At 74.5% G+C, this 21,715-nt stretch carries 12 protein-coding genes; 5 read left to right on the forward strand and 7 right to left on the reverse strand.

Annotation, left to right across the window (positions count from 1 at the left end):
• Positions 1-34 precede the first annotated feature (34 nt).
• The 4 genes from ACFUJY_RS03615 to ACFUJY_RS03630 form a co-directional block, all read right to left on the reverse strand.
• Positions 35-1,591 carry a PrsW family glutamic-type intramembrane protease gene (locus tag ACFUJY_RS03615; RefSeq protein ID WP_383293794.1) on the reverse strand — a complete coding sequence of 519 codons (1,557 nt, stop codon included), beginning with the start codon at positions 1,589-1,591 and terminating at the stop codon, positions 35-37.
• Positions 1,592-1,641: 50 nt separating this feature from the next.
• Positions 1,642-2,508 carry a tRNA (guanosine(46)-N7)-methyltransferase TrmB gene (gene trmB / locus ACFUJY_RS03620; RefSeq protein ID WP_383293917.1) on the reverse strand — a complete coding sequence of 289 codons (867 nt, stop codon included), beginning with the start codon at positions 2,506-2,508 and terminating at the stop codon, positions 1,642-1,644.
• A gap of 71 nt (positions 2,509-2,579) precedes the next feature.
• Positions 2,580-3,830 carry an L-2-hydroxyglutarate oxidase gene (gene lhgO / locus ACFUJY_RS03625; protein ID WP_383293797.1) on the reverse strand — a complete coding sequence of 417 codons (1,251 nt, stop codon included), beginning with the start codon at positions 3,828-3,830 and terminating at the stop codon, positions 2,580-2,582.
• Positions 3,831-3,921: 91 nt separating this feature from the next.
• Complete coding sequence (locus ACFUJY_RS03630) at positions 3,922-5,499, reverse strand: sporulation protein (RefSeq protein ID WP_383293799.1); 1,578 nt, start codon at positions 5,497-5,499, stop codon at positions 3,922-3,924.
• Positions 5,500-6,743: 1,244 nt separating this feature from the next.
• Here ACFUJY_RS03630 and ACFUJY_RS03635 point away from each other — a divergent pair.
• Together ACFUJY_RS03635 and ACFUJY_RS03640 are read left to right on the forward strand one after the other, a co-directional pair.
• Complete coding sequence (locus ACFUJY_RS03635; RefSeq protein WP_383293801.1) at positions 6,744-8,855, forward strand: asparagine synthase-related protein; 2,112 nt, start codon at positions 6,744-6,746, stop codon at positions 8,853-8,855.
• 177 nt (positions 8,856-9,032) lie between these two features.
• The gene (locus ACFUJY_RS03640) at positions 9,033-12,638 is read left to right on the forward strand and encodes a BTAD domain-containing putative transcriptional regulator (RefSeq protein WP_383293803.1); all 3,606 of its coding nucleotides are present in this window, start codon (positions 9,033-9,035) and stop codon (positions 12,636-12,638) included.
• 48 nt (positions 12,639-12,686) lie between these two features.
• On the opposite strand, the gene ACFUJY_RS03645 is transcribed toward ACFUJY_RS03640, so the two are convergent.
• Both ACFUJY_RS03645 and ACFUJY_RS03650 read right to left on the reverse strand, forming a co-directional pair.
• Positions 12,687-14,702 carry a sigma-70 family RNA polymerase sigma factor gene (locus ACFUJY_RS03645; RefSeq protein ID WP_383293918.1) on the reverse strand — a complete coding sequence of 672 codons (2,016 nt, stop codon included), beginning with the start codon at positions 14,700-14,702 and terminating at the stop codon, positions 12,687-12,689.
• A gap of 221 nt (positions 14,703-14,923) precedes the next feature.
• Positions 14,924-15,805: a TetR/AcrR family transcriptional regulator gene (locus ACFUJY_RS03650; protein WP_383293805.1), complete on the reverse strand. Its 882-nt coding sequence runs from the start codon at positions 15,803-15,805 to the stop codon at positions 14,924-14,926.
• 419 nt (positions 15,806-16,224) lie between these two features.
• Between ACFUJY_RS03650 and ACFUJY_RS03655 the strand changes: the two genes are divergently transcribed.
• On the forward strand, positions 16,225-17,541 hold the full coding sequence (locus tag ACFUJY_RS03655) for an NAD(P)/FAD-dependent oxidoreductase (RefSeq protein WP_383293806.1): 1,317 nt from the start codon (positions 16,225-16,227) through the stop codon (positions 17,539-17,541).
• Positions 17,542-17,719: 178 nt separating this feature from the next.
• Positions 17,720-19,381, forward strand: coding sequence for a SpoIIE family protein phosphatase (locus ACFUJY_RS03660; protein WP_383293809.1), 1,662 nt, complete (start codon positions 17,720-17,722; stop codon positions 19,379-19,381).
• 9 nt (positions 19,382-19,390) lie between these two features.
• Here the strand turns inward: ACFUJY_RS03660 and ACFUJY_RS03665 are convergent, their stop codons facing one another.
• Positions 19,391-20,686, reverse strand: a complete 1,296-nt coding sequence (locus ACFUJY_RS03665) for an MFS transporter (protein ID WP_383293921.1) — start codon at positions 20,684-20,686, stop codon at positions 19,391-19,393.
• Between the two features lie 155 nt (positions 20,687-20,841).
• Between ACFUJY_RS03665 and ACFUJY_RS03670 the strand changes: the two genes are divergently transcribed.
• Positions 20,842-21,396, forward strand: coding sequence for a MarR family winged helix-turn-helix transcriptional regulator (locus tag ACFUJY_RS03670; protein ID WP_018101704.1), 555 nt, complete (start codon positions 20,842-20,844; stop codon positions 21,394-21,396).
• The last annotated feature ends 319 nt before the right edge of the window (positions 21,397-21,715 follow it).

Here is a 21,715-nt window from a genome sequence, read left to right on the forward strand (position 1 = left end):
CCACGGGAGACCGTCGGCCCGGCCTGCGTCCGGATCAGGTCGGCGGCTTCCCGGGGTAGGGCGGTGCGGTGTAGGGCTGCCGGCCATGGGGCTGCGCAGGGTACGGGGCCGGGCCGAGGTACGGGTTCGGGGAGCCGTGGTACGGGGAGGGGCTGCCGGTGTACGGGGGCGGGGCGCCGTACGCGTACGGCGTGGGGGCGCCCGCGCGGGGCGGCCAGGCGGCCGTGTAGCCGGGCGGCCGGCGGTGGGTGGCCCGGGCCGCGTACGCGAGGGCGGGGCCCGCGATCTCACGGCGCTGCCACAGGTGGTGCAGCAGCTCCAGCTCGCGCGCGGCGAAGTCCGGGTCCGCCCGGCCCCGGCCGGCCTGCCGGCGCAGGGAGGCGAGGGACGTCGCGAACGCCTCGTACTCGGCGACCGCACGAGCCGCCGCCCTGCCGCGCTCCTTCGCCTCCTTGGCGCGGACCGTCGCGTACGCCGGGTGGTACGGATGGCCGGAGACGCTCGCCGCGTACCGCCTGCGCGCCGCGTTCCTGGCGAGGGCGCGGGCCCGCATGGAGGCGAGGGCCCGGGGCTCGTCCGGGGTGAGCCAGCCGGCTTCGGCGTACGCGGGGAGCTCGACGGCCAGGGAGCGCAGCTCCTTGCGGCGGGCCCGGACCACCTGCCAGGTCACCAGGCCGAAGACCGGGACCATGAACGCCCCGTACACGATGTAGAAGCCGTACCGGCCGAAGGTCGCCGAGCCGTTCCACAGGGCGTGCATGCCCATCGCGAGGACCAGGCCGAGCAGCGGAACGGCGATGCGCCGCGTCCGCCGGCCGGGTGCGCCGCTCGCGGCGATGCCGAGACCGATGCCGGTCAGGACGGTGAAGAGCGGGTGGGCGAAGGGGGTCATCACGGCCCGGACCAGGAACGTCACCACGGTCATCGACGCGAAGCCGGAGTCCGCCTGCTGGTCCTCACCGAAGGCGTTGCCCAGGTAGAGGATGTTCTCGGTGAAGGCGAACCCGGTCGCCGTGAAACCGGCGGCGACGACACCGTCCACGACCCCGGTGAACTCCCGCCTGCGGAACAGGAAGAGCAGCAGGACGGCCGCCGCCTTGGCGCTCTCCTCGACCACCGGTGCGATGACCGTGGCGCCGAGGGTGTCCGCGTTCCCCGGATCGCTGTCGGCTATCCACCGGGTCGCGAACGAGTTGGCGAGGATGGCGATCAGGGCCGCCGCGCACGCGCCCCACGCAAAGGCGAACAGCAGGTTCCGCCACGGCGTCGGCTCGACCCGGTCCAGCCAGCGGAAGGCGGTCATCAGCACCGGGACCGGCAGGACGGCCAGGCACAGGCCGACGAGGAACCCCTCGGTGCCGGTCTGGTCGCGGACCAGGGCGAGGATCACCACCCCGCAGAGCGCGAGCAGTGTGAAGACGGCGACCACTCGGAACGTCCGGTGCCGCCGGAGCAGGCCGACGCGGCGCGGGCGGTAGCGCCACTGGCCCCGCGCCGGCACGGCGGCCAGGATCTCGCCGACCCGCTGCTCCTGGAGCACCGGGACGGCCGGCTGATCCTGCCGTTGTCGCTGAACAGACCCGTCGGACACCCCTCGACCCTAACGAGCGGGTCCGACAACGGCCATGGTGTCCGTCCGGCTCAGACGCGCGCGAAGAGCAGGTCGTGCACCACGTGGCCCTTCCCCAGGCCCTGGCCCTCGAACCGGGTCCGCGGGCGGAACGCGGGACGCGGGGCGTAACCGCCGTCGGCCACCGTGTTCTCGAAGAGGGGGTGGGCGGTCAGGACGTCGAGCATCTGCTCGGCGTACGGCTCCCAGTCGGTCGCGCAGTGCACGATCGCGCCGGGCTTCAGCGGGCCCGCCACCAGGTCCAGGAACTCCGGCTGGATCAGGCGCCGCTTGTGGTGGCGGGACTTGGGCCACGGGTCGGGGAAGTAGACCCGCAGCCCGTCCAGCGAGTCCGGCTCCAGCATCTCGCGCAGCAGGATGATCGCGTCGCCGTTGGCGACCCGGATGTTGGTCGAGCCGTTCCGGTCGGCGAGACCGAGCAGGTTGCCCTGGCCGGGCGTGTGCACGTCGACGGCGAGGATGCCGGTGCCCGGGTCGTCGGCCGCCATCCGCGCGGTGGCCTCGCCCATGCCGAAGCCGATCTCCAGCACCACCGGGAGCCCGTCGAACAGGGCGGGCAGGTCGAGGACGCTCAGCCCGTCGATGTCCAGGCCCCACTTGGGCCAGAGCCGTTCCAGGGCGTTCTGCTGGCCGGGCGTGACCCGGCTGCGGCGCGGCTGGAAGCTGCGGATGCGGCGTTCGTGGTGCGAGCCGGCCGGGTCCGCCGCGGGGCCGCCGGGGAAGCGGGGCTGCTGACGCATCCGGCGCGCGCGCTCCAGGGACGCGGCCCGTACGTCGTCCGGGATTCCGGCGGTGGTGGGCACGGTGCCGTCGGGCGCTGCGGACGCGGCGCCGTCCGCCTCGGCGGGGTCGCCGGGCGTCGGCCGGGAGGGGTTCATGGGCTCAGACACAATGCCCTGATTCTACGGGGCCGGGCGTCCGGGGGCGTCCGGCGCCGACGGGCGCGCGGTCACCCCGCCGTCGCGCGCTCCGGCGGCTTCCAGCCGGCCGCCCGGGCTCGCAGCAGGGCGCGGCGGGCCACCTCGCGGCCGATGGGCAGTGAGGCGGTGGCGGCGGGCGACGGGGCGTTCAGCACGTGCACCGTGTGCGGGGCCTCGCGGATCAGGAAGTCGTCCACCAGTGTGCCGTCGCGGAGCACGGCCTGGGCGCGGACCCCGGCCGGCGAGGGGCGCAGGTCCTCCTCCGTGACCTCGGGCAGGAGACGGCGGACCGCCTCCGTGAACGCGCGCTTCGAGAGGGAGCGGTGCACCTCGCCCGCCCCGTACCGCCAGTGTCTGCGGGCGATGCGCCACGACCCCGGCCAGCTGAGCGTGTCCACCAGCTCGCGGGGGCGGACGACGGGCCAGCCGTAGCCCTCGCGGGCGGCGGCGGGCACCGCGTTGGGGCCCACGTGGACGGAGCCGTCGAAGCCCCGGGTCAGGTGGACGCCGAGGAACGGGAACGCCGGGTCGGGCACCGGATAGACGAGCCCGCGCACCAGCTCGGGCCGCGCCAGCTCGAAGTACTCCCCCCGGAACGGCACGATCCGCATGCCCGGGTCGTCGCCGGCCAGCCGGGCGATCCGGTCGCAGTGCAGCCCCGCGCAGTTGACCAGCACCCTGGCCCGGACCACGAGACCGTCGGCCGTGCGCACGGCCACGCCCCAGGGGCGGCGGTCGATCGCCGTGACCTCGGCGCCGAAGCGGATCACGCCGCCCGCGCCGCGTACCTCGTCGGCGAGGCGCCCGGCGACCGCCCGGAAGTCGCACACGCCCGTCGTGCCGACCCGGATCGCGGCGAGGCCCCGCACCTTCGGCTCGTACTCGGCGATCTGCGCGGGCCCCAGCTCGCGCACCGGCAGTCCGTGCTCACGGCCGCGCTGGACCAGGGCGTGCAGCCGGGGCAGCTCGGCGCGGTCCGTGGCGACGATCAGCTTGCCGGTCACCGCGTGGGTGATGGAGTGCTCCCGGCAGAAGTCGGTCATCTCGGCGCTGCCGCGCAGCGCGTACCGCGCCTTGAGCGAGCCCGGCGGGTAGTAGATCCCGCTGTGGATCACTCCGCTGTTGCGCCCCGTCTGGTGGCGCGCCGGGCCCCGCTCCTTCTCCAGCACGGTCACGCGGGTGCCCGGCGCGGTGCGCGTGAGCGCGTACGCCGCCGACAGGCCGACGATCCCGCCGCCGATCACCAGCACATCGCAGTCGTACGCCGCGTGCGTCATCATCACGCCACCTCCCACCCCGATAGTGCACCGACCCACTGACAACGCACTCGAACCCCGGCGGCCAGCGTGGCGCTTCCCGGGACCGGGACCTCTATGCCGGGGCGACCAGAAGAGGGCGGGCGCGCTCGCGCAGCTCCACGACGCGCGGCTCGTCCCCGTACGGTTCCAGGCGGTGCAACAGGTCGCGTACGTACTCCGTGGTCCGCGCCGACGAGATGCGGCCCGCCACCTCCACGGCCCGGGTGCCCGCCGCGCAGGCGGCGTCCAGATTCCCCGACTCCAGCTCGGCGACGGCCGACACGACGAGCCGCAGCCCGTGCGAGCGGACGAACTCCTCGGTGGGCCGGGACAGCGCCTGCTCGGTGAAGCGCCGGACCTGGCGGGGTGCCTTCAGATCGAGGTGGCACTCGGCGGCGTCGGCCGCGAATCTGTCGTACGAGTAGAAGCCGAGCCACGCCGGGTCGGCGTCGCCCTCCCGGGAGCGTTCGAGCCAGCTCTCGGACGCCTTGAGCGCGGCCCCCGCGGCCGGCGCGTCGTTCGCCTTCGCGTGCGCGCGGGCCTCGACCAGGCGGAAGAAGCTCATCGTGCGGGCGGTGGCGAGGCCCCGGTTGCGCTCGACGGCGGCCTGCGCGAGGTCGACGCCCTCGTCGGCGAAGCCCCGGTAGGTCGCCTGGAGGGACATCGACGCCAGGACATAGCCGCCGAGCGGCACGTCGGCCGCCGCCCGCGCGAGGCGCAGCGCCTGGATGTAGTACCGCTGGGCCGCCTCCTGCTGGCCGGTGTCGAAGGCCATCCAGCCGGCCAGCCGGGTCAGCTCGGCCGCCGCGCCGAACAGCGCACGGCCGACCTCGTCGCTGTACGAGCCGAGCAGGAGCGGGGCGGCGTCCACGCGTAAACACTCCGGGACCATCGAGGAGCGCCAGTCACCGCCGCCGTACTTGGAGTCCCAGCGCCGCGCGTCCTGGGCGGCCTCCCGCAGTTTGGAGACGTCGCTGTGGCCGACGCGCAGTGCGGAGGCGTCGGCTCCGGATTCGGGGCCGGGCTGCGCCGGGATCAGCAGGCTGTGGCCGGTGGCCGTGCCGGTCGCCTGGGCGGGCGATGCGGGGGTGCCCGGCTGTGCGGGTGCCCCGGCGGGACTGTGCGCCCCCGGTGCGCCGTGCGCGCCGGGCGGCTGCCCCCCGACCGTGGCCGGTGTCCGTGCGACCGACGGGTCGGCGGGGGATATCAGCCAGCGGGACGCGGGAGTGGCGTACGCGCTCACCGAGAACGAGCCCGCGAGCGACTGCCAGATCCCGCCGCTGCCGGCGCGCCGCCCGGCCAGATCCAGCCGGTAGAGCTCCGTCGCCGACCGGACGGCCGCGTCCACGTCACGCGGGAAGGCCAGGCCGACCTCCGGCGCCGGATCGGCGTCGGCGAGACCGATCTCGTGCAGCGGCACGGGCCGGCCCAGCTTGGCGCCGATCGCCGCGGCGATGAGATGGGGCGCGGCGCCCTGGGGCACCATGCCCTTGGAGACCCACCGGGCGACGGACGTCTTGTCGTAGCGGAGGGTCAGTCCGCGCTGCGCCCCGAGGTCGTTGACCCGCCGCGCGAGCCCGGCGTTACTGATTCCCGCGAGGGCGAGAACGGTGCCGAGCTTCTCGTTCGGTCCTCGTTGCTCCCTGGACATGGCCACCCCTCGACACACAGACGGCAGCCGCGTCACCGTCTCGGCGCGCGGCATTCGTACCGTGTTCTCCCCAGGGACGAACCCTGTCACTCCGCCCGCACACGCATTTGGCCGTGCCCCGGGGAATATGCCGCCCTGCAGAGAACATCAGTACACCCAGCGTAGTTCGTCGCATCCCTACCGTTAAGGGCCGGACGTCCGTATGGCGGGATTGTTGTCCGTCCCGGCCACGCGCGGCGTGCGGTGGGGCGGGAAGTGACGTGAGGGTCCTCTGGGGCAGGGGAGGCGAACACGTGGCGGAGGAAGGGAAAAGGAAGAGCGGGGGAACGGCGGGGGCGTGGGGGAGGAGGAGTGGAGATCGTCGGGACGGGGTGCGGGCCGGCCGGTGCGGGTGTGTGATTCCGCTTCGCCGCGGCGGTGCACGGGCTTCTCCCGGTCGCCGCCGGCGCCCGCCGACCAGCGCGGACCGGCGCGCGGGGCATACGTGTCCGCCGTCGTCCCGCGCGTCCCCGGTCGGGTCGGCCGGGGTCCGTCGAGGGCCCGGTGCGTGCACCCCGGTGTGTGGCCGTGCGCCCGCACGTGCGCTCTGGCCCGGCCCCGGACGCGGCGCTTGCATGGGTGCTGCGTGGATCGGCCCGCTGCGTCGGAAGCAGGGGGCTGGGGGATATCGCCGCCTCATTCCCCGCAGGCGGTGGACCGGTCCGGGGGGCGAGGCCCGCCCCCCGGACCGTGTGTTCCGGGGGCGGGCCGGCGGCGCGGCGGGGGCGTGGCCGAGCGGATGCGTCGACCGGTGCGGCGCCTGCCGAATGCGGGTGAACGCATACCAATCGGTCAATGATTCGTGCGGCCAACGGTTCCCTTCCGCGCCGAAATTGGCCGGATGTCGACGGTCGGACGAGGCCGGAGCGGGGGAGGCGCGGGTCCTTCCGCCACCGCGTGACCCGCGCGCACGGCCTGGCCGGAAGCGGGCCGTTCACGCGGGGCCGGACCGGGGAACGCGACGCCCGGAACCCGTGATTCCGTTGCCCTTCGGGGCGACGCGCGCGGGCCCTGCGCGGAACGCGCGTCCCGGTGTCCGCCGCGCGGCCTTTGCCAGGGGCGCATGCGCTCACGACGTGCGCCGTCCGTAGCCACTCCTGCGCGCCGTTGTCGTGGCAGCATGTCCGCAACGGCGCCGATCGTCACCGGAGTTCTCCGGGTGCTTGCCTGCCGCGCCGTTTTGTCCACAGCCTGTGGAGGCGGCGATGCGTTGGTTGGTGGGTTGGAGCAGTATCGCCGCGAGCTTCGGCACGGCCGGGGCGGTCGGCGGCGGCGACGACGGGCGCACGATGCATCCCGTGGGCTCCCAACTCCTGTGGGGCGACCCCGATCCGCTGTGGGCGGTCGGCGACTGGCGGCCCGACGAGATCCGCACCGTCCGGGTGGATGCCGCCGAGGGCGCGCCCATGGTCCGGCTCGCCGTTCTCGGCTGCTGCGGGGCCACCGACGAACAGCTGCGCGTCGGCCTGCTCGCCGCCCGGGGAGGCGCCCTGCGCCACCTCACCGCATGGACCGGCAGCTACACGGTCGTCGTCCAGATCGGCCGCCGGATCACCGTCGTCGGCGACCTCGCCGGAGCCCGCCCCGTCTTCTACACGCCCTGGGCCGGCGGCACGGCGTACGCCACCGCCGCGCTGCCGCTCGCCGACCTCATCGAGGCCCAGCTCGACATCGGCCACCTGGCCGCCCTGCTGGCCTGCCCCGAGACCCCGGAGGCGCTGCGGGACGGCACCCCCTACGCGGGCGTGAAGCGCATCCCGCCCGGCCACGCCCTGATCCTCCGGGAGGGCTCGCGGGAGATCACCGGATACGAGGCGGTGGCCTCCCTCGCCGTGGCCGCCCCCGAGCTCGACCCGGTGAGCGCCGTCGACGGGGTGCGCGACGCCCTCGTCGAAGCGGTACGCGCCCGGCTGCTGGCGCCGCGCCACGCGCCGGAGACCCTGCCGCCCGACCCCGGCCCGGTCCCCGGCATGGGCCCGGCCGAACGCCGGGCCGCCCGGGGCGCCCCCGTGCCCGGCATCGGCGCCGACCTCTCAGGAGGCAGCGCGTCGGCGACCCTCGCCCTGCTCGCCGCCGGTCTCCCCGGGCTGCCCGGCACGATCCTGGGCCACGGCACCGGAGCGGGGGAGCGGCTGCTCGCCGTCACCTTCAACGACCTGACGACCCGCGTCCACGAACCCGAACTGGAGCGCGCCCGCGCCATCGCGGCGAACCCCCGGCTCCACCACGTCGTCGTCGCGGCGGGCGAAGAGGCCCTGCCGTACGCCGAGCTGGGGGCCGGACCGCTCACCGACGAGCCGGCCCCGTCCCTCGTCCTCGCCGAACGCCACCGCCGCCGGCTCTCCGCGGGCAGCGCCGACCACTTCGTGGGCGCCGGCGCCCGGCAGGTGCTCGACGCCCACCCGGCCCGCCTCGCCGACCTGCTGATGGACCGGCGCCGCCGCCACCTGCTGCGCCCGGTCGCCGCCCTCGCCAAGGCCGAAGGGCCCTCCGCGCACTCGCTGTTCGTGCCGCTGACCGTGTACCGGGCGGCCCGCAAGCTGGCCCGTACGTCCTACCGCACCGGCCTCGAAACGGCCGCCGGCCGGCTGCCCGACGCCAACCGCCTCGCGCCCGGCCTCGACACCCCCGCCGACGCCTCGCTCGCCGCGCTCGCCTGGTCGAGACCGGGGCCGGCCGCACGGTGGCTGACCGGAGAGGCGCTGGCAGAAGTATCGGTTCGCCTTCAGGAGGCGGCGATCCGCCCCTCCTCGGTCCAGCGGCCCGGCGAGGCACGGGCGAGGGCCGCCCTCGCCCGCAGCGCCGCCGACCACCGCATCCTGGAGCAGGCCGCCGAGATCCGCAGCCAGCGGCTGCACGCGCCCTTCCTGGACAACCAGGTCGTACGGGCGGCCCGCGCGCTGCCCGAGTCGCTGCGGGTCCAGCCGGGCGCCCGCGCGGCGATCCTGCGCCGCGTGCTGGCCGGCGCGGGCATCCACGAACTGCCCCCCGGCTGGGGCGCCCCCTCGCAGCACACCTCGACCGCGGTGACCCGGACCGGGCTGCGCGCCGCCCTGCCCGAGCTGATCGCGCTCTTCGACGCCCCGCTGCTCGCCGACGCCGGACTGGTGGAGGCCCGCGTCGTCCGCAAGGCCCTGCGCGCGGCCTCCGAGGGGGAGCCGCTGCCCCTGGACGGCCTCGCCGAGCTCGCCTCCACGGAACTGTGGCTGCGCCGCCTCGTCTCCCGGCGCGGCACCTGCTGGACCGGCACGGCGGCCCCCCGCCAGCGCGCGGTGGCGGGAGGTGTGGTCCCGGCCCGGCGCTCGCTTCAGGGGTGAGAGAGCGGGGGCCGCGTCGGGCGGGCGTCCTCAGGCGTTGCGGCGTCGGGGCGCGGCGGGGTGGGTTCGTCCTCAGGTGTCGCGGCGGCGGGGCCGCGTCGGGGTGGGTTCGTCCTCAGGCGTCCCGGTCCGTCCGACCGCTGCTCACCGGCGGTTCCGCCGGGACACAATGGTGCCGTGCGGTATCTGATCCTGGGCGCCACCGAGGCGCGAGACGAGCATGGTGGCGCGCTGCCCCTCGGCGGCAGCAGGCTGCGTGCCCTTCTCGCCGCCCTCGCTCTGCGGCCGGGACGCCCCGTGCCGGTGGCCGACCTCGTGGACGACGTCTGGGCGGACGATCCCCCCGCCGACGCGCCCGCCGCGCTCCAGGCCCTCGTCGGGCGGCTGCGCCGGGTGCTGGGCCGGGAGGCGCTGGCCAGTACGCCGGGTGGTTACCGCCTCACGGCGGGCCCGGACGACGTCGACCTCTATGTCTTCGAGCGGCTCGTCCGGCAGGGCGGGGCCGAACTGGAGGCGGGCGCGCCGGACGAGGCCGCTCGGACCCTGCGGAGCGCACTCGCCCTCTGGCGCGGCCCGGCCCTGGCCGACCTGCCCGACGGGGACCAGGGCCATGCGCTCCGCCCCGAGGCCCACCGTCTCGCCGCCCTGGAACGCCGCATCGAGGCGGACCTGCGCCGTGCGACGGGCGGTGCCCGGGGCGCGGGTTTCGGTGCCTCGTACCCGGCTCCGCAGGCGGGGCACGCCGCGGTCGCCGCTGCGGGCGGCGGCTCGGGGACCCGCGCCGGGGACGTCTCCGGCTTCGCGCGAGGCACGAGGTCCGGGGATGCCACGGGGCCCGGGGACGCCATGGAGCCCGGGGATGCCCCGAGGCCCGGGGACGCCATGAGGCCCGAAGGCGCCCAGAGGCCCGGGGGCGTCACGGGGCCCGCTTCCGGGACACCCGCCGTTGCCGAGCCCCTCGCCGCCGAGCACGGCGAGGCCCTCGCTCCGTCCGCCGCCGGCCTGGTCGCCGAGCTGACCGAGCTGACCGCCGCCCATCCGTACGACGAACGCTTCCGGGCCCAGTTGATACGGGCCCTGCGCGCCGACGGCCGGCAGGCCGACGCACTCGCCGCGTACGAGGACGCGCGCCGGGCCCTCGCCGACGGGCTCGGCACCGATCCCGGGCCCGAACTGGCAGCCCTGCACCGCGAACTCCTCGCCCCGGCGCCCGCCCCCGCCGAAACCGGGTTGTTTCACGTGAAACCCGGCCGGAGCAATCTGCGTCCCCGGCTGACCTCCTTCGTGGGGCGCGAGCCCGAACTGCGCGCCATCCGCGACGACCTGACCCGGTCGAGACTGGTCACCCTCACCGGCCCCGGCGGCTCCGGGAAGACCCGCCTCGCCGAGGAGTCCGCCGCGCACCTGGCCGCCGCCTCCGGCGCCGCTCCGCCGGACATCTGGATCGCCGAACTGGCCCCCGTCGAGGACCCCGAGGCTGTCCCCGGCGCCGTGCTCTCCGCGCTCGGGCTGCGTGAGACCGCCCTGCTGCGGGACACCGCCCTCGATGCCGCGCCCTCGCGCACCGACCCGCTCGACCTGCTGGTCGACCGTCTGGGACAAGGCGGCCGTCCCGCGCCCGTTCTCCTCGTCCTCGACAACTGCGAGCACGTCATCGGCGCCGCTGCCGCACTGGCCGAGACCTTGCTGACCCGCTGCCCGCATCTGCGCGTCCTCGCCACCAGCCGGGAACCGCTCGCGGTCCCCGGCGAGTCCGTACGACCCGTCGGCCCCCTCCCCGCCGACCCCGCGCACCGCCTGTTCACGGAGCGTGCCAGGGCGGTGCGACCCGGCTTCGACCCCGCTCAGGGGCCGGCGCACGACGCGGACGCCGTCGCGGAGATCTGCCGTCGGCTGGACGGGCTGCCGCTCGCGATCGAACTGGCCGCCGCCCGGCTCCGTCTGCTCGGGCCGCGTCAGATCGCGGACCGGCTCGACGACAGGTTCCGTCTGCTGACGGGCGGCAGCCGGACCGTACTGCCCCGCCAGCAGACGCTGCGAGCGGTGGTCGACTGGTCCTGGGACCTCCTGGACGAGGACGAGCGCACCGCCCTGCGGCAGGTCTCGGTCTTCGCGGGCGGCTGGGACCTGGCCGCCGCCGAGGCGGTCATCAGGACACCGGCCGTCTCCGGCGGGCCCGCCGCCGATACCGCCGACCTGCTCGGCGCGCTGGTCGACAAGTCCCTGGTGGTCGCCGCCCCGGGCGCGGACGGTGCGATGCGGTACCGCCTGCTGGAGACGATCCACGAGTACGCCACCGAGCGGTGCGCCGAGGACCCGGAGGTGCGCGCGACCGCGGAGCGCGCGCACACCGCGTACTTCCTCGCCCTGGTCGAGGAGGCCGATCCGCTCCTGCGCTCCGGTGACCAGCTGCCCTGGATACAGCGGCTGGAGACCGATCTCGACAACATCCGGGCCGTCCTCCAGCGCACCACCTCACCCGCGGCCTCCTCCGAGGCGGAGGCGACCCGCCTGGTGCTGGGCATGGGCTGGTTCTGGTGGCTTCGCAACTACCGTTCGGAGGGCCTGTCCTGGACCCGGAAGGCCAGGGCCCTGGGCTCCGAGCCCACCGACGAGTCGGACCCCCGTTACTGGCCCCGGATGAACCTGCACATGCTGTGGTTCTTCTTCGCGGCGGAGAGCGGGCAGTCGGCGATGGCGCAGGGCGACACCGCGCTCCACGCGATGGTGGTCCGGGTGGCCGACGCGTTCGCCGGCTCCCTCACCCACAGCGTCCGCTTCCCCGGACTGCTCTGGCCGATGACCGCGTATCTCACCGGTACGCCGGAGGACGCCAGGGAGAAGATCGACGCGGTGGTCGACAACGCCCGCGTCCACGGCGGCCCGTGGGAGTACGGCGTCATCCTGATGTTCCGCGCGCACATGGTGGTCGACATGCCGGGCGGCATGCCCGGGATCGACGACGATCTCGACGAGCTGCGGACCCTGAGCCGCCGCGTCGGCGACCGCTGGATGCGCGCCCAGGTGGCGAGCGCGGCGGCCGAGGCGGGCATGATGCGCGGACGCTACGCCGAGGCACGCACCGCGTACGAGGAGGCGCTGCTGCTCGCCCGCGAGGTCGGCGCCCATGCCGAGGCCCCGTTCCTCCTGGCCCGGCTCGCCGAACTCTCCTACCGCACCGGCGACCTGGCGGACGCCCACCAGCGGCTGGACAGGTCGGAGGCCGAGGCCGAACGCCACCAGGCCCATGACGCCACCGCGTACGTCCACTTCCTGCGCGCCACGATGGCGTTCTACCGGGGTGACATCGCGGACGCCCGGCGGCTGCTCACGGTCGCCCTCGACGAGGCAGGGCGCGGCGGCCCGCCGTCCCACTTCACCGTGGCGCTGGCCGGCCTGTCGGCCCGGATCGCGGTGTACGAGCCGGAGCCCGACGGCGGCCTCGTCGCCGGGGCGCGCGGGCTGACCGCATCCCTCGTCGCGGCCAAGGAGGCCCGGTGCGCCGAGATCGTCACGGGGCATCTGGCGGACGGCGCGGTGTCGGTCATGGCGAAGCTCGGCCACCACGCGGTGGCCGTCCGGGTGTCCGCCGCCGCCACCGGCTGGCGGAAAGCGTCGATCCCTCGGACCGAGGGGGAGCAGGCCGAAAGCGATGCGGCCGAGCGCCTGTGCCGCGAGGCGCTGGGCTCCGCACGCTACGCGGAGGAGTGGGCAGCCGGGCACGGCCTCTCACTGGACGACGTCATCGCCCTGCTCCAGGAGGTCATCGCGGACCTGCCGTGACGACGGGCCCGCGTGCCGGACGGCGGGGCCGGGCACCGGCGACCCTCCTCAGCGGCAGCTGATGCGTGATTCGGCCCAGTCCGCCAGGGCGACCCCGCCGAACGGCCGCTCCGGCTCGACCACCAGCCGAATGCGCTGCTGGCCCGCCACCTCCACGCCGACCGGCACGGCCGGGTCGTCTCCCCGGACCACGGGGGACTGCCACAGCCGCCTCCCGTCCCCGCCGAACACCGAGAACCGCACCGCGCCGAGGCCCTGGGTGAGGTCGTCCACCCCGACCATGGCCTCGTACCGGGTGCACTGGCGGTTCAGCTGGATGACCACCGAGGAACGGCTGCCGACGGTCACCCCGTGCGCGTACCGCGTGCCGCCGACGGACATGCCGGAGCGCTGCCAGACCCAGCTGCTTTCCCCGAGCACCACCTCGGGCACGGTGTGGTCGCCCGAGAGCGTGTAGCCCAGCTCGCTGACCTGGTAGACGTCCGGCGCCGGTGCGGGAGGCGGCGGAGTCCGGGTGGGCGTGGGGGTGGGGGGCGGTTCCGGCGGCGGAGTGGGCGTCGGGGTGGGACTCGGCGGCGGAGTCGGCGTCGGTGTCGGTTCGGGTGTGGGCGTGGGCGTGGGCTTCGGCGGCGCGGGGGCCGGCGGTGCGGGCTTCGGGGGCGTCGGCTCGGGCGGGACCGGCTTCGGCGGTGCGGGCGACGGCTCGGCGGGTGCCACGGCCGGGGGCTTGGGGACCGGCTTCGCCTCGGGCCGGGGGCTGTCGTCGCCCACCAGGGCCCAGACCAGCCCGGCCGCCGCCGCGACGGCCACCGCCGCCGCGATGCCGGCCTTGGCCGGTGCGCCGAGCCCTTCGGAGGCTGCCGCACCGCCCGCCGCACCCGTGGTCGAACCCCCTCCCGTCGCCGCCGCCGCGGCACTCGCACCGGCGGCGCCGACCGCGCCTCCCGCCACGATGCCGGCGGCCTTGAGGGTGTACCCGGCGGCGAACCAGCCGATGACCGCGATCGGGAGCAGCGCGGGGATACCGGCGTTGACGTGGGCCAGTTCGCCCGCCGCCAGCCGGCACTTCGCGCACTCGTCCAGATGCCCCCGCAGCCCGCGCTCCGCCCGCATCCGCAGCCCGCCCCGGGCGTACGCGCCGAGCCGGTCGGCGTACCGCGCGCAGTCGCCGCCGGAGGTGAGCGCCTGGCTCACATGGGCCTGCAGATACGCCTGCTTGAGCCCTTCCCGTGCCCGGCTGGCCAGCACCGACGTGGCGTTGGCGGTCAGCCCGAACAGGGGCGCGATGTCGCTGGGCGACTCCTCCTCGACGGTGGTGTGCCACAGGACCGCCTGCCAGCGCTCCGGGAGGCTGCGGAACGCCTGCATGGCCATCGACTGCTCGGCCTCGTGCATCGCGAGCACGTCCGCACCGAGATCGAGCGTGTCGTCGTCGGACACCTCCGACGACCGGGCGGCCTGGGCGGCGAACGCGGCGAAGTCGTCCACCAGTTGCTCGCGCTTCGCGGTCTTCGTCCAGGCGGCGGCCACATGCCGGACGGCCGTCATCAGATAGGCGCGCACCGCCTCCTCGGGCCCCTTGCCGCCCCGTACCGCCTGCAGGGTCCGGGCGAAGACCTCGGCGGTCAGGTCGTCCGCGGTGTGTGCGTCCCTGCAGCAGGTGCGGGCGTAGCGGCGTACGGCCTGGGAGTGGCGCCGGAACAGCTCGTCGTAGGCGAGGCTGTCGCCCTCCCGCATGCGCTGGACCAACTGCGCGTCCGAAGGCCCCGTCGCCGCACCGTCCGCTCCGCCGGAACCCCGCCCCGCCCGCTGCATCGGAACGGCGGGAACCGTCTGGGCGTGGCCCGCGCCGGTGCTCTCGGCGCCGCCGTCCTGGGCCGGGGCGGGCGGCCAGGGCCCCGGCAGGACCGTTCCTCCTGGGGCGTCCGCCTCCGCGTCGACGTCCTGACGGCCGGGGGCGGCCTGGCTCGGCACCTGGTGCCCGGGTGAGCCGGCCGGCTCCGTACCGCCGCCGGCGGCGGACATCCCGTCGTGCGACTCTTCCCTCTGCCCGTCACCGCTCATCGCGGACGCCCCCGTATGCGCCATCGGACCCGAATACCGGGCAAGCGTGCCACAGAGCGCCGATACGGCGGGCCCTCAGCCCCACCAACCACTCATCCGGGGCGTCCTCCGCGAATGTGCGCACCAGCGGGCACCCATTCGGGGAAGGAGCGAGGGGCAGGGTTGACGTGACGGCGGGCGCGAGACAGAGCACCACGGCCCCGCCCCGCACCCCGCCCGGGTCACTCGGGCCGCGAGCGCAGTCCCTCCAGCAGGATGTCCAGCAGCCGGGAAGAGGCCGCCGCCTGCTGGGCCGCGTCCGGCAGCGAGGGGGCGGCCGTCGCGATGACCAGCAGGACGTCCGCGACCGTCACGTCGTGGCGCAGCTCGCCCGAGGTCCGCGCCCGGTCGACCAGCCGCCCCACGACCTCCAGCAGCTCGGCCGCACCGGCGCCCAGATCCTCGCCGCCGGTCTCCGGACCGGGCCGCTGCTGCCGGGAGACCACCCGGGGCGCGGCCGTGCCCGCCTCCTGCCGCTGCTGGGGCACGCGGGGCTCGTCCTCCGCCGCCTCGCCGGTCTCCCCGACCACGGTCGAGTCCTCGGCCTCCACACCGACCCGCAGTATCTGCGGGGGCAGGAGCCGCCCCGCTCCCGAGGCCACGGACGTCCGCAGGAAGCGCGAGAGCGCCGACCACGGCTCGTCCTCCTGCCCGAGCGCGGTGCGTGCCTGGTCGGTCAGCCGCGAGGTCTCCTCCTCGGCTATCCGGCGCACCAGCACGTCCTTGCTGGGGAAACGCCGGTAGACCGTGCCGACACCGACCCTGGCCCGGCGGGCCACGTCCTCCATCGGAGCCCCGTACCCCAGCTCCCCGAACACCTCGCGCGCGGCGCGCAGCACGTGTTCGAGGTTGCGCTGTGCGTCCACCCGCAGGGGCGCCGACCGTGCGTGCGCCGACGCGCCGCCGGGCTGGGCTCCGAGTCCGGTGCCCAGCCCGTTCACCGCCGCCGGAGGGGCGGCCGTCGTGGTGCCGCCCGTTCCGTTGAGGGTGCCAACTGCCCCGATGTGTCCGCTTCCTTCAGGCGTGACAGCAGTGGCCGGCCAATGCGATTCCTGAATGTCCATCACTGTTCCCCCGGTTATGACGTCTCCCCCCGGAGACTCCCGCCGTGTCCGTCGAGGGGGGACCGATCGTCACCGTCCGACACCCCGACGACATACGAACATAGTTGAGCCCGGGTCAATTCAGAAGGGGGCAGTTCCGCCCGGAGCGCCCCCCGATCGGCGCAAGGACCGGTTGGTCACCACTTGATCCCCGCCCCGGCCCCGTACCCCGATGCCTGACCTGCGGAGCTTGCGTGCCGACGGGCCGTCCGGCACCGACGGCGCGCCCACGCCCTCCGGTCACACAATTTGCCGGGGCTGTGGACAAACTCCGGTGCACGTTGCGTCATGGGGTGGTGATGGCTTCAACTTCCGGGGGCACACCCCCCGGCCCCCCGCCGGGTGCGCGCGTTCTCGTCGTCGGCGGAGGCTACGTCGGGATGTACACAGCGCTGCGTCTCCAGCGGAAGCTGAAGCAGAGACTGAGAAGCGGCGAGACCGAGATCGTGGTGGTCGCGCCCGAGCCCTACATGACGTACCAGCCCTTCCTCCCCGAGGCCGCCGCCGGTTCGATCTCACCGCGCCACGTCGTCGTACCGCTGCGCCGGGTCCTGCCGCACTGCACGATCGTCATCGGCGAGGCCCGCGCCATCGACCACACCAAGCGCACCGCCACCGTCACCACCCTCGCCAGCGGTGAGGACGGCACCGGCGCACTGGAGATCGAGTACGACGAGCTCGTCCTCGCCCCCGGGTCCGTCTCGCGCACGCTCCCCGTCCCCGGCCTCGCCGACCACGGTGTGGGTTTCAAGACGATCGAGGAGGCCATCGGGCTGCGCAACCACGTCATCGAACAGATGGACATCGCGTCCGCCACCCGCGACCCCGCCGTCCGTGACGCCGCCCTGACCTTCGTCTTCGTCGGCGGCGGCTACGCGGGCGTGGAGGCACTCGCTGAGTTGGAGGACATGGCCCGCTACACCTCGCGGTACTACCACAACATCAAGGCCGAGGACCTGAAGTGGATTCTCGTGGAGGCCACCGGCCGCATCCTGCCCGAGGTCGGTGAATCCCTCGGACGGTACGCCGTACGGGAACTGAGGGGACGCAACATCGACGTACGCCTCGACACCCGGCTGGACTCCTGCGAGGACCGCGTCGCCGTGCTCAGCGACGGCTCCCGCTTCCCCACCCGCACCCTGGTGTGGACGGCCGGCGTCAAACCGGCCCCCCTCCTCGCCGCCACCGGCCTCCCCTTGGACGAACGCGGCAGGCTCCTCTGCACCGCGAAGCTGACCGTCGAGGGCACCGAGCACGCCTGGTCGGCGGGTGACGCCGCCGCCGTGCCCGACCTCACCGCCGCCGAACCCGGCCGCACGACCGCCCCCAACGCCCAGCACGCCGTCCGCCAGGCGAAGGTCCTCGCGGACAACGTCGCCGCCGTGCTCGACGGGGGACCGCTCACCGAGTACCGGCACAGTTACGCGGGCTCCGTCGCCTCGCTCGGACTCCACAAGGGCGTCGCGCACATCTACGGGCGCCGGCTGAAGGGCTATCCGGCCTGGCTGATACACCGCATGTACCACCTGAGCCGGGTCCCGACCTTCAACCGGAAGGCACGCGTCCTGGCCGAATGGACGCTCGCGGGCCTCTTCAAACGCGAAATCGTCTCCCTGGGCTCGCTGGAGCATCCCCGGGCCGAGTTCGAACTCGCCGCCGGACGCCGGCCACGGCCCGACGGCGACGACTGTCAGTAGGGTCCGACACACTGGACGTGTGACCATGGGTGGGCCCACATCTGCACAGAGTGACCCGGCCGGCAGCAACCGACAGTGACCAGCGAAGACCGTTCCAGGAGCGACGAACGCGCCCGACGCCCTGGCAGAGAAGCACCCGCCCGAGCGGACCAGACCGACACACGAGGCCAGAAATTCCGTGAACTTCACGCGTTGGAGCGCCCGCCTCCCCGGTACGCAGCGTCGCGCCGCCCGGGAGGACCACAGCTCCGTACCGGCGGCCCGCGCCGAGTACGCCCGGGCCGAACCGGGCGCCGCCCCGCCGCAGGGCGGGTCCCTCGGCGCCCCCCTGCCCTCGGCGCCCGATCTGGAGGACCTCTCCGCCCGCGACATCCTGGGCAGGCTGCCCGCCCTCGTCGCCCTGGTGCACGGCACGGACCACCGCGTCGCCTACGTCAACGACGCGTACACCGCCGCCTTCGGCCCCCGCCCCTGCGGCGCCCCGGCCGCCGAGGTGATGCCCGAACTGACCGAGATCGGCCTGGTCCCCCTCATGGACCAGGTCCTGCGCAGCGGCACCCCGCGCACGGTCAAGTCCCGCAAGGCCGCCGACGGCCGTTCGTACACCGTGACCTGCACACCCGTGCGCCCGGACGAGGAGAAGGGCCGCGACGGCGGAGTCCTCGTGTACGCGGCCGACGTCACCGATCACGCCGAGGCCGCCGAGCGGCTGCGCGCCAGCGAGGGCCGGCACCGCGAGACCGCCGTCACGCTCCAGCGCTCCCTGCTCCCGCAGGAGCTGGAACAGCCCGACGACCTGCGGATCGCCGCCACCTACCAGCCCGGCGGCACGGACGCCGCGGTCGGCGGCGACTGGTACGACGTCATCACCCTGGGCGCGGGTCGCACCGCGCTGGTCATCGGGGACGTGATGGGGCGCGGGGTCCGCGCCGCCGCCGTCATGGGCCAGCTCCGCACCGCCGTACGGGCCTATGCCCGGCTGGACCTCCCGCCGCACGAGGTCCTTCAGCTGCTCGACGGGCTCGCCGCCGAGATCGACGCCAGTCAGATCGCCACCTGCGCCTACGCCGTGCACGATCCCAACGAGGGGCTGCTCGTCTTCTCGTCGGCGGGCCATCTGCCGATCCTGGTGCGCGACGAGGACGGCACGGTCCGCCGGGCGGAGGACCCGATCGGTCCGCCGCTCGGCACCGGCGGCTGGATTCACACCTCGGGCACGATCCCGCTGCCGCCCGGTTCCACCGCCGTCCTCTACACGGACGGGCTGGTCGAGCGTCGCAGCGAGGACATCGACGAGGGGGTGGGCGCGCTGGAGCGGGCGCTGTCCGGAGCGACGGGCGCGCCGCAGGTCGTCTGCGACCGGCTGATCCGCTCCCTCAACGTGACCGCCGAGCACGACGACGACGTAGCGGTGCTGGTGGTGCAGCATCCGGCGCGCACGGGCGCCGCCGCCGAGCTGTTCCACAACGCCTCGCTCGATCTGCTCGGCGGCATCGAGGCGGCTCCCCGCGCCCGTGCCTTCGCGACGGGGGTGCTGGCCTCGTGGCGTTTCCCGGTGGAGCTGTGCGACCTCGGGGTCCTGGCCGCCGGGGAGCTGGTCGCGAACTCCCTCCAGCACGGCACCCCGCCGATGCGCCTCGGCCTGCGCCGCACCGACCGCCGCCTGATCATCGAGGTCACCGACGGCGACGACCACCTGCCGCGCCGCCGCCGCGCCGAACCGGCGGACGAGGCGGGTCGGGGCATCTCGATCGTGGCCTCGATCGCCACGTCGTGGGGGAGCCGCCGCACGCCGGGCGGCGGCAAGGCGGTGTGGTGCGAGTTCGTCCTGCCGCAGTAGCGTCTGCGCTCAGCGCGCGGCGGCCACGGGCGCCGGCGCGCTCTCCGGCACGGAGACGGCCACCACCCGCGACGGCGCGTGCGCGAGCGAGGGCTGGTCCTGTACGGGGGTGAGCCGTCGGCCGAGCCGCAGCGCGAGCGCGGTGATGCCCAGCGAGAACAGGACGAACGTCACGATGTACGGGCCGTGCAGCGAGGCCCCCATCGGACCGCCCACGGCCGGGCCGACGGCCAGCGCGAGCTGCTTGCAGAGCGCGAACGCCGAGTTGTACTGGCCCACCATCGACTCCGGCGCCAGGTCCGCGACCAGCGGCGCGACGGTCGGCGACAGCATGGACTCGCCGAGACCGAACAACGCGTACGTGGAGATCATCGCGGCCGTCGCCATGGTCTGGCTGCCGTGCCCCAGGCCCGCGTAACCGGCCACGATCCAGGCGAAGGCCCAGATCAGGCCGACGGCCGCGATGACCCGGGTGCGCCGCCGGCGCTCCACGAGGCGCAGCACCACGAACTGGGCGACGACGATCACGGCCGTGTTGGCGGCCAGCGCCACCCCGAGCGTGGAGGGCTCGATGCCGGCGGCCTCGGTGCCGTACGCCGCGAGCCCGGACTCGAACTGTCCGTAGCAGGCGAAGAACAGCACGAAGCCCAGGACGCACAGCTGCACCATCGCGCGGTGCGAGACCAGCGCCCGCAGCCCGCCGCGCGGAGCCGGTGCCCCGGCCGCCGTCTCCGGCGCACTCACGGGAGCCTTCGGCATCCGCACGGTGGCCGCGATGACGCCGAGCACCAGGAACATCACCGCTTCGATCAGGAACAGCAGCGTGAACGACGCCGGGCTGCTCGTGTCGACGATCTGCCCGCCGACCAGGCCGCCGATGCCTAGGCCCAGGTTCTGCAGGAAGAACTGCATGGCGAAGGCCCGTGTGCGGGTGGCGGCGCCGGTGCACCGGACGAGCATGGTGGCGAGCGCGGGCTGCATGACGGCGGTACCCGCGCCGAGCACGGCCGCTGCCAGGACGGCGGTGGTGACCTGCGAGGACACGCCGAGCGCGATGGCACCCAGGGAGGCGACACCGGAGGCGGCGACCAGCACGGGCAGCGGCCCGCGACGGTCGATCGCGCGGCCGGTGAACGGCAGGACGGCGAGCGCCGCCATGGCGAAGACCGCCAGCACGATCCCCGCCGTACCGGCGCCCAGATCCCGCACCTGCGCCACATAGACGTACAGGTACGGAACGGTGAACCCGAGCCCGAACGCACTCAGCGCGCTCCCCAGCTGGATCCGCCGCAGTGCTGCGCCCATTTCCCTGGTCACACTCACCTACCTCAAGTCTCGAAACCCCTGAGTCGTACCGATCGAACGACTCGAACCCGAAGACTTTATCACTAAAGTTAGACGTCGAACACTACGACTCGAAGGACTTCGACGGCTATGGGCGGCATGCCATACTGCGCGCCATGTCCGACACCACCGAGCCCGGACTCGATGAGCCGAGCCTCGACGAACAGATCGCCGCCTACCAGCGCGAGTACCGCGACCTGGACCCCCAGGTCGAACAGGTCGTCTCCGCGCTCGGCCGGCTGAACCGCCGGATGAACGTCGCGTACGGGAGACAACTCGCCGCGCTCGGCATCAGCAACGCGGAGTGGGAGGTCCTGAAGACGCTCGTCCTGGGAGGGGAGCCCTACCGCCTCGGTCCCGGCGAACTCGCCAAGCGGCTCGGGCTCACTCCGGCCGCGATGACGCACCGGATCGACCGCATGGCCGGTGAGGGTCTGGTGACCCGCGACCGCGACGAGAACAACCGCGTCCGCGTGATCGTGGAACTGACGGACGAGGGTCGTACGAAGTGGCTGGAGGCGATGCGGATGGCCACGGACTTCGAGGCGGACCTGCTCCAGGACCTCGACGGCGAGGAGCGCGGGGTGCTCGGTGCGATGCTGACCCGCCTGCTGCGGAGGGTGGAGCACGCCCAGCCGGACGCCGGGGGTCGGCTCACCGACCTGGACTGAGCGGCCCTGCCGGACGGGCGGGGAGGGGGTTGACACGCCCCTCGGCGGTCCGTAAGGTTCTTCGGGTTGCCACGGAGCCTGAACGGTTCTGCGGCGATCGATCCCGCCGCAGACGCGGCACACCAATCTCAGCACGATCTCCCGTTCGGGGAAATTTCGGCATGCCGAAATTCATTTCGAAGGCTCGATTATGAGCCGCCGGGAAAATCCGCTAGAGTTTTGGACGTCGGAAGGGCCCAACAGCCCGGAGGACAAGCCCCGCTGACTGGGAATCAGGCCCGAAAGGATCTGATAGAGTCGGACTCGCCGGAAAGGGAAA

The sequence above is a fragment of the Streptomyces sp. NPDC057249 genome (assembly GCF_042669245.1).
In the GTDB taxonomy this organism is placed as follows: Bacteria; Actinomycetota; Actinomycetes; order Streptomycetales; family Streptomycetaceae; genus Streptomyces.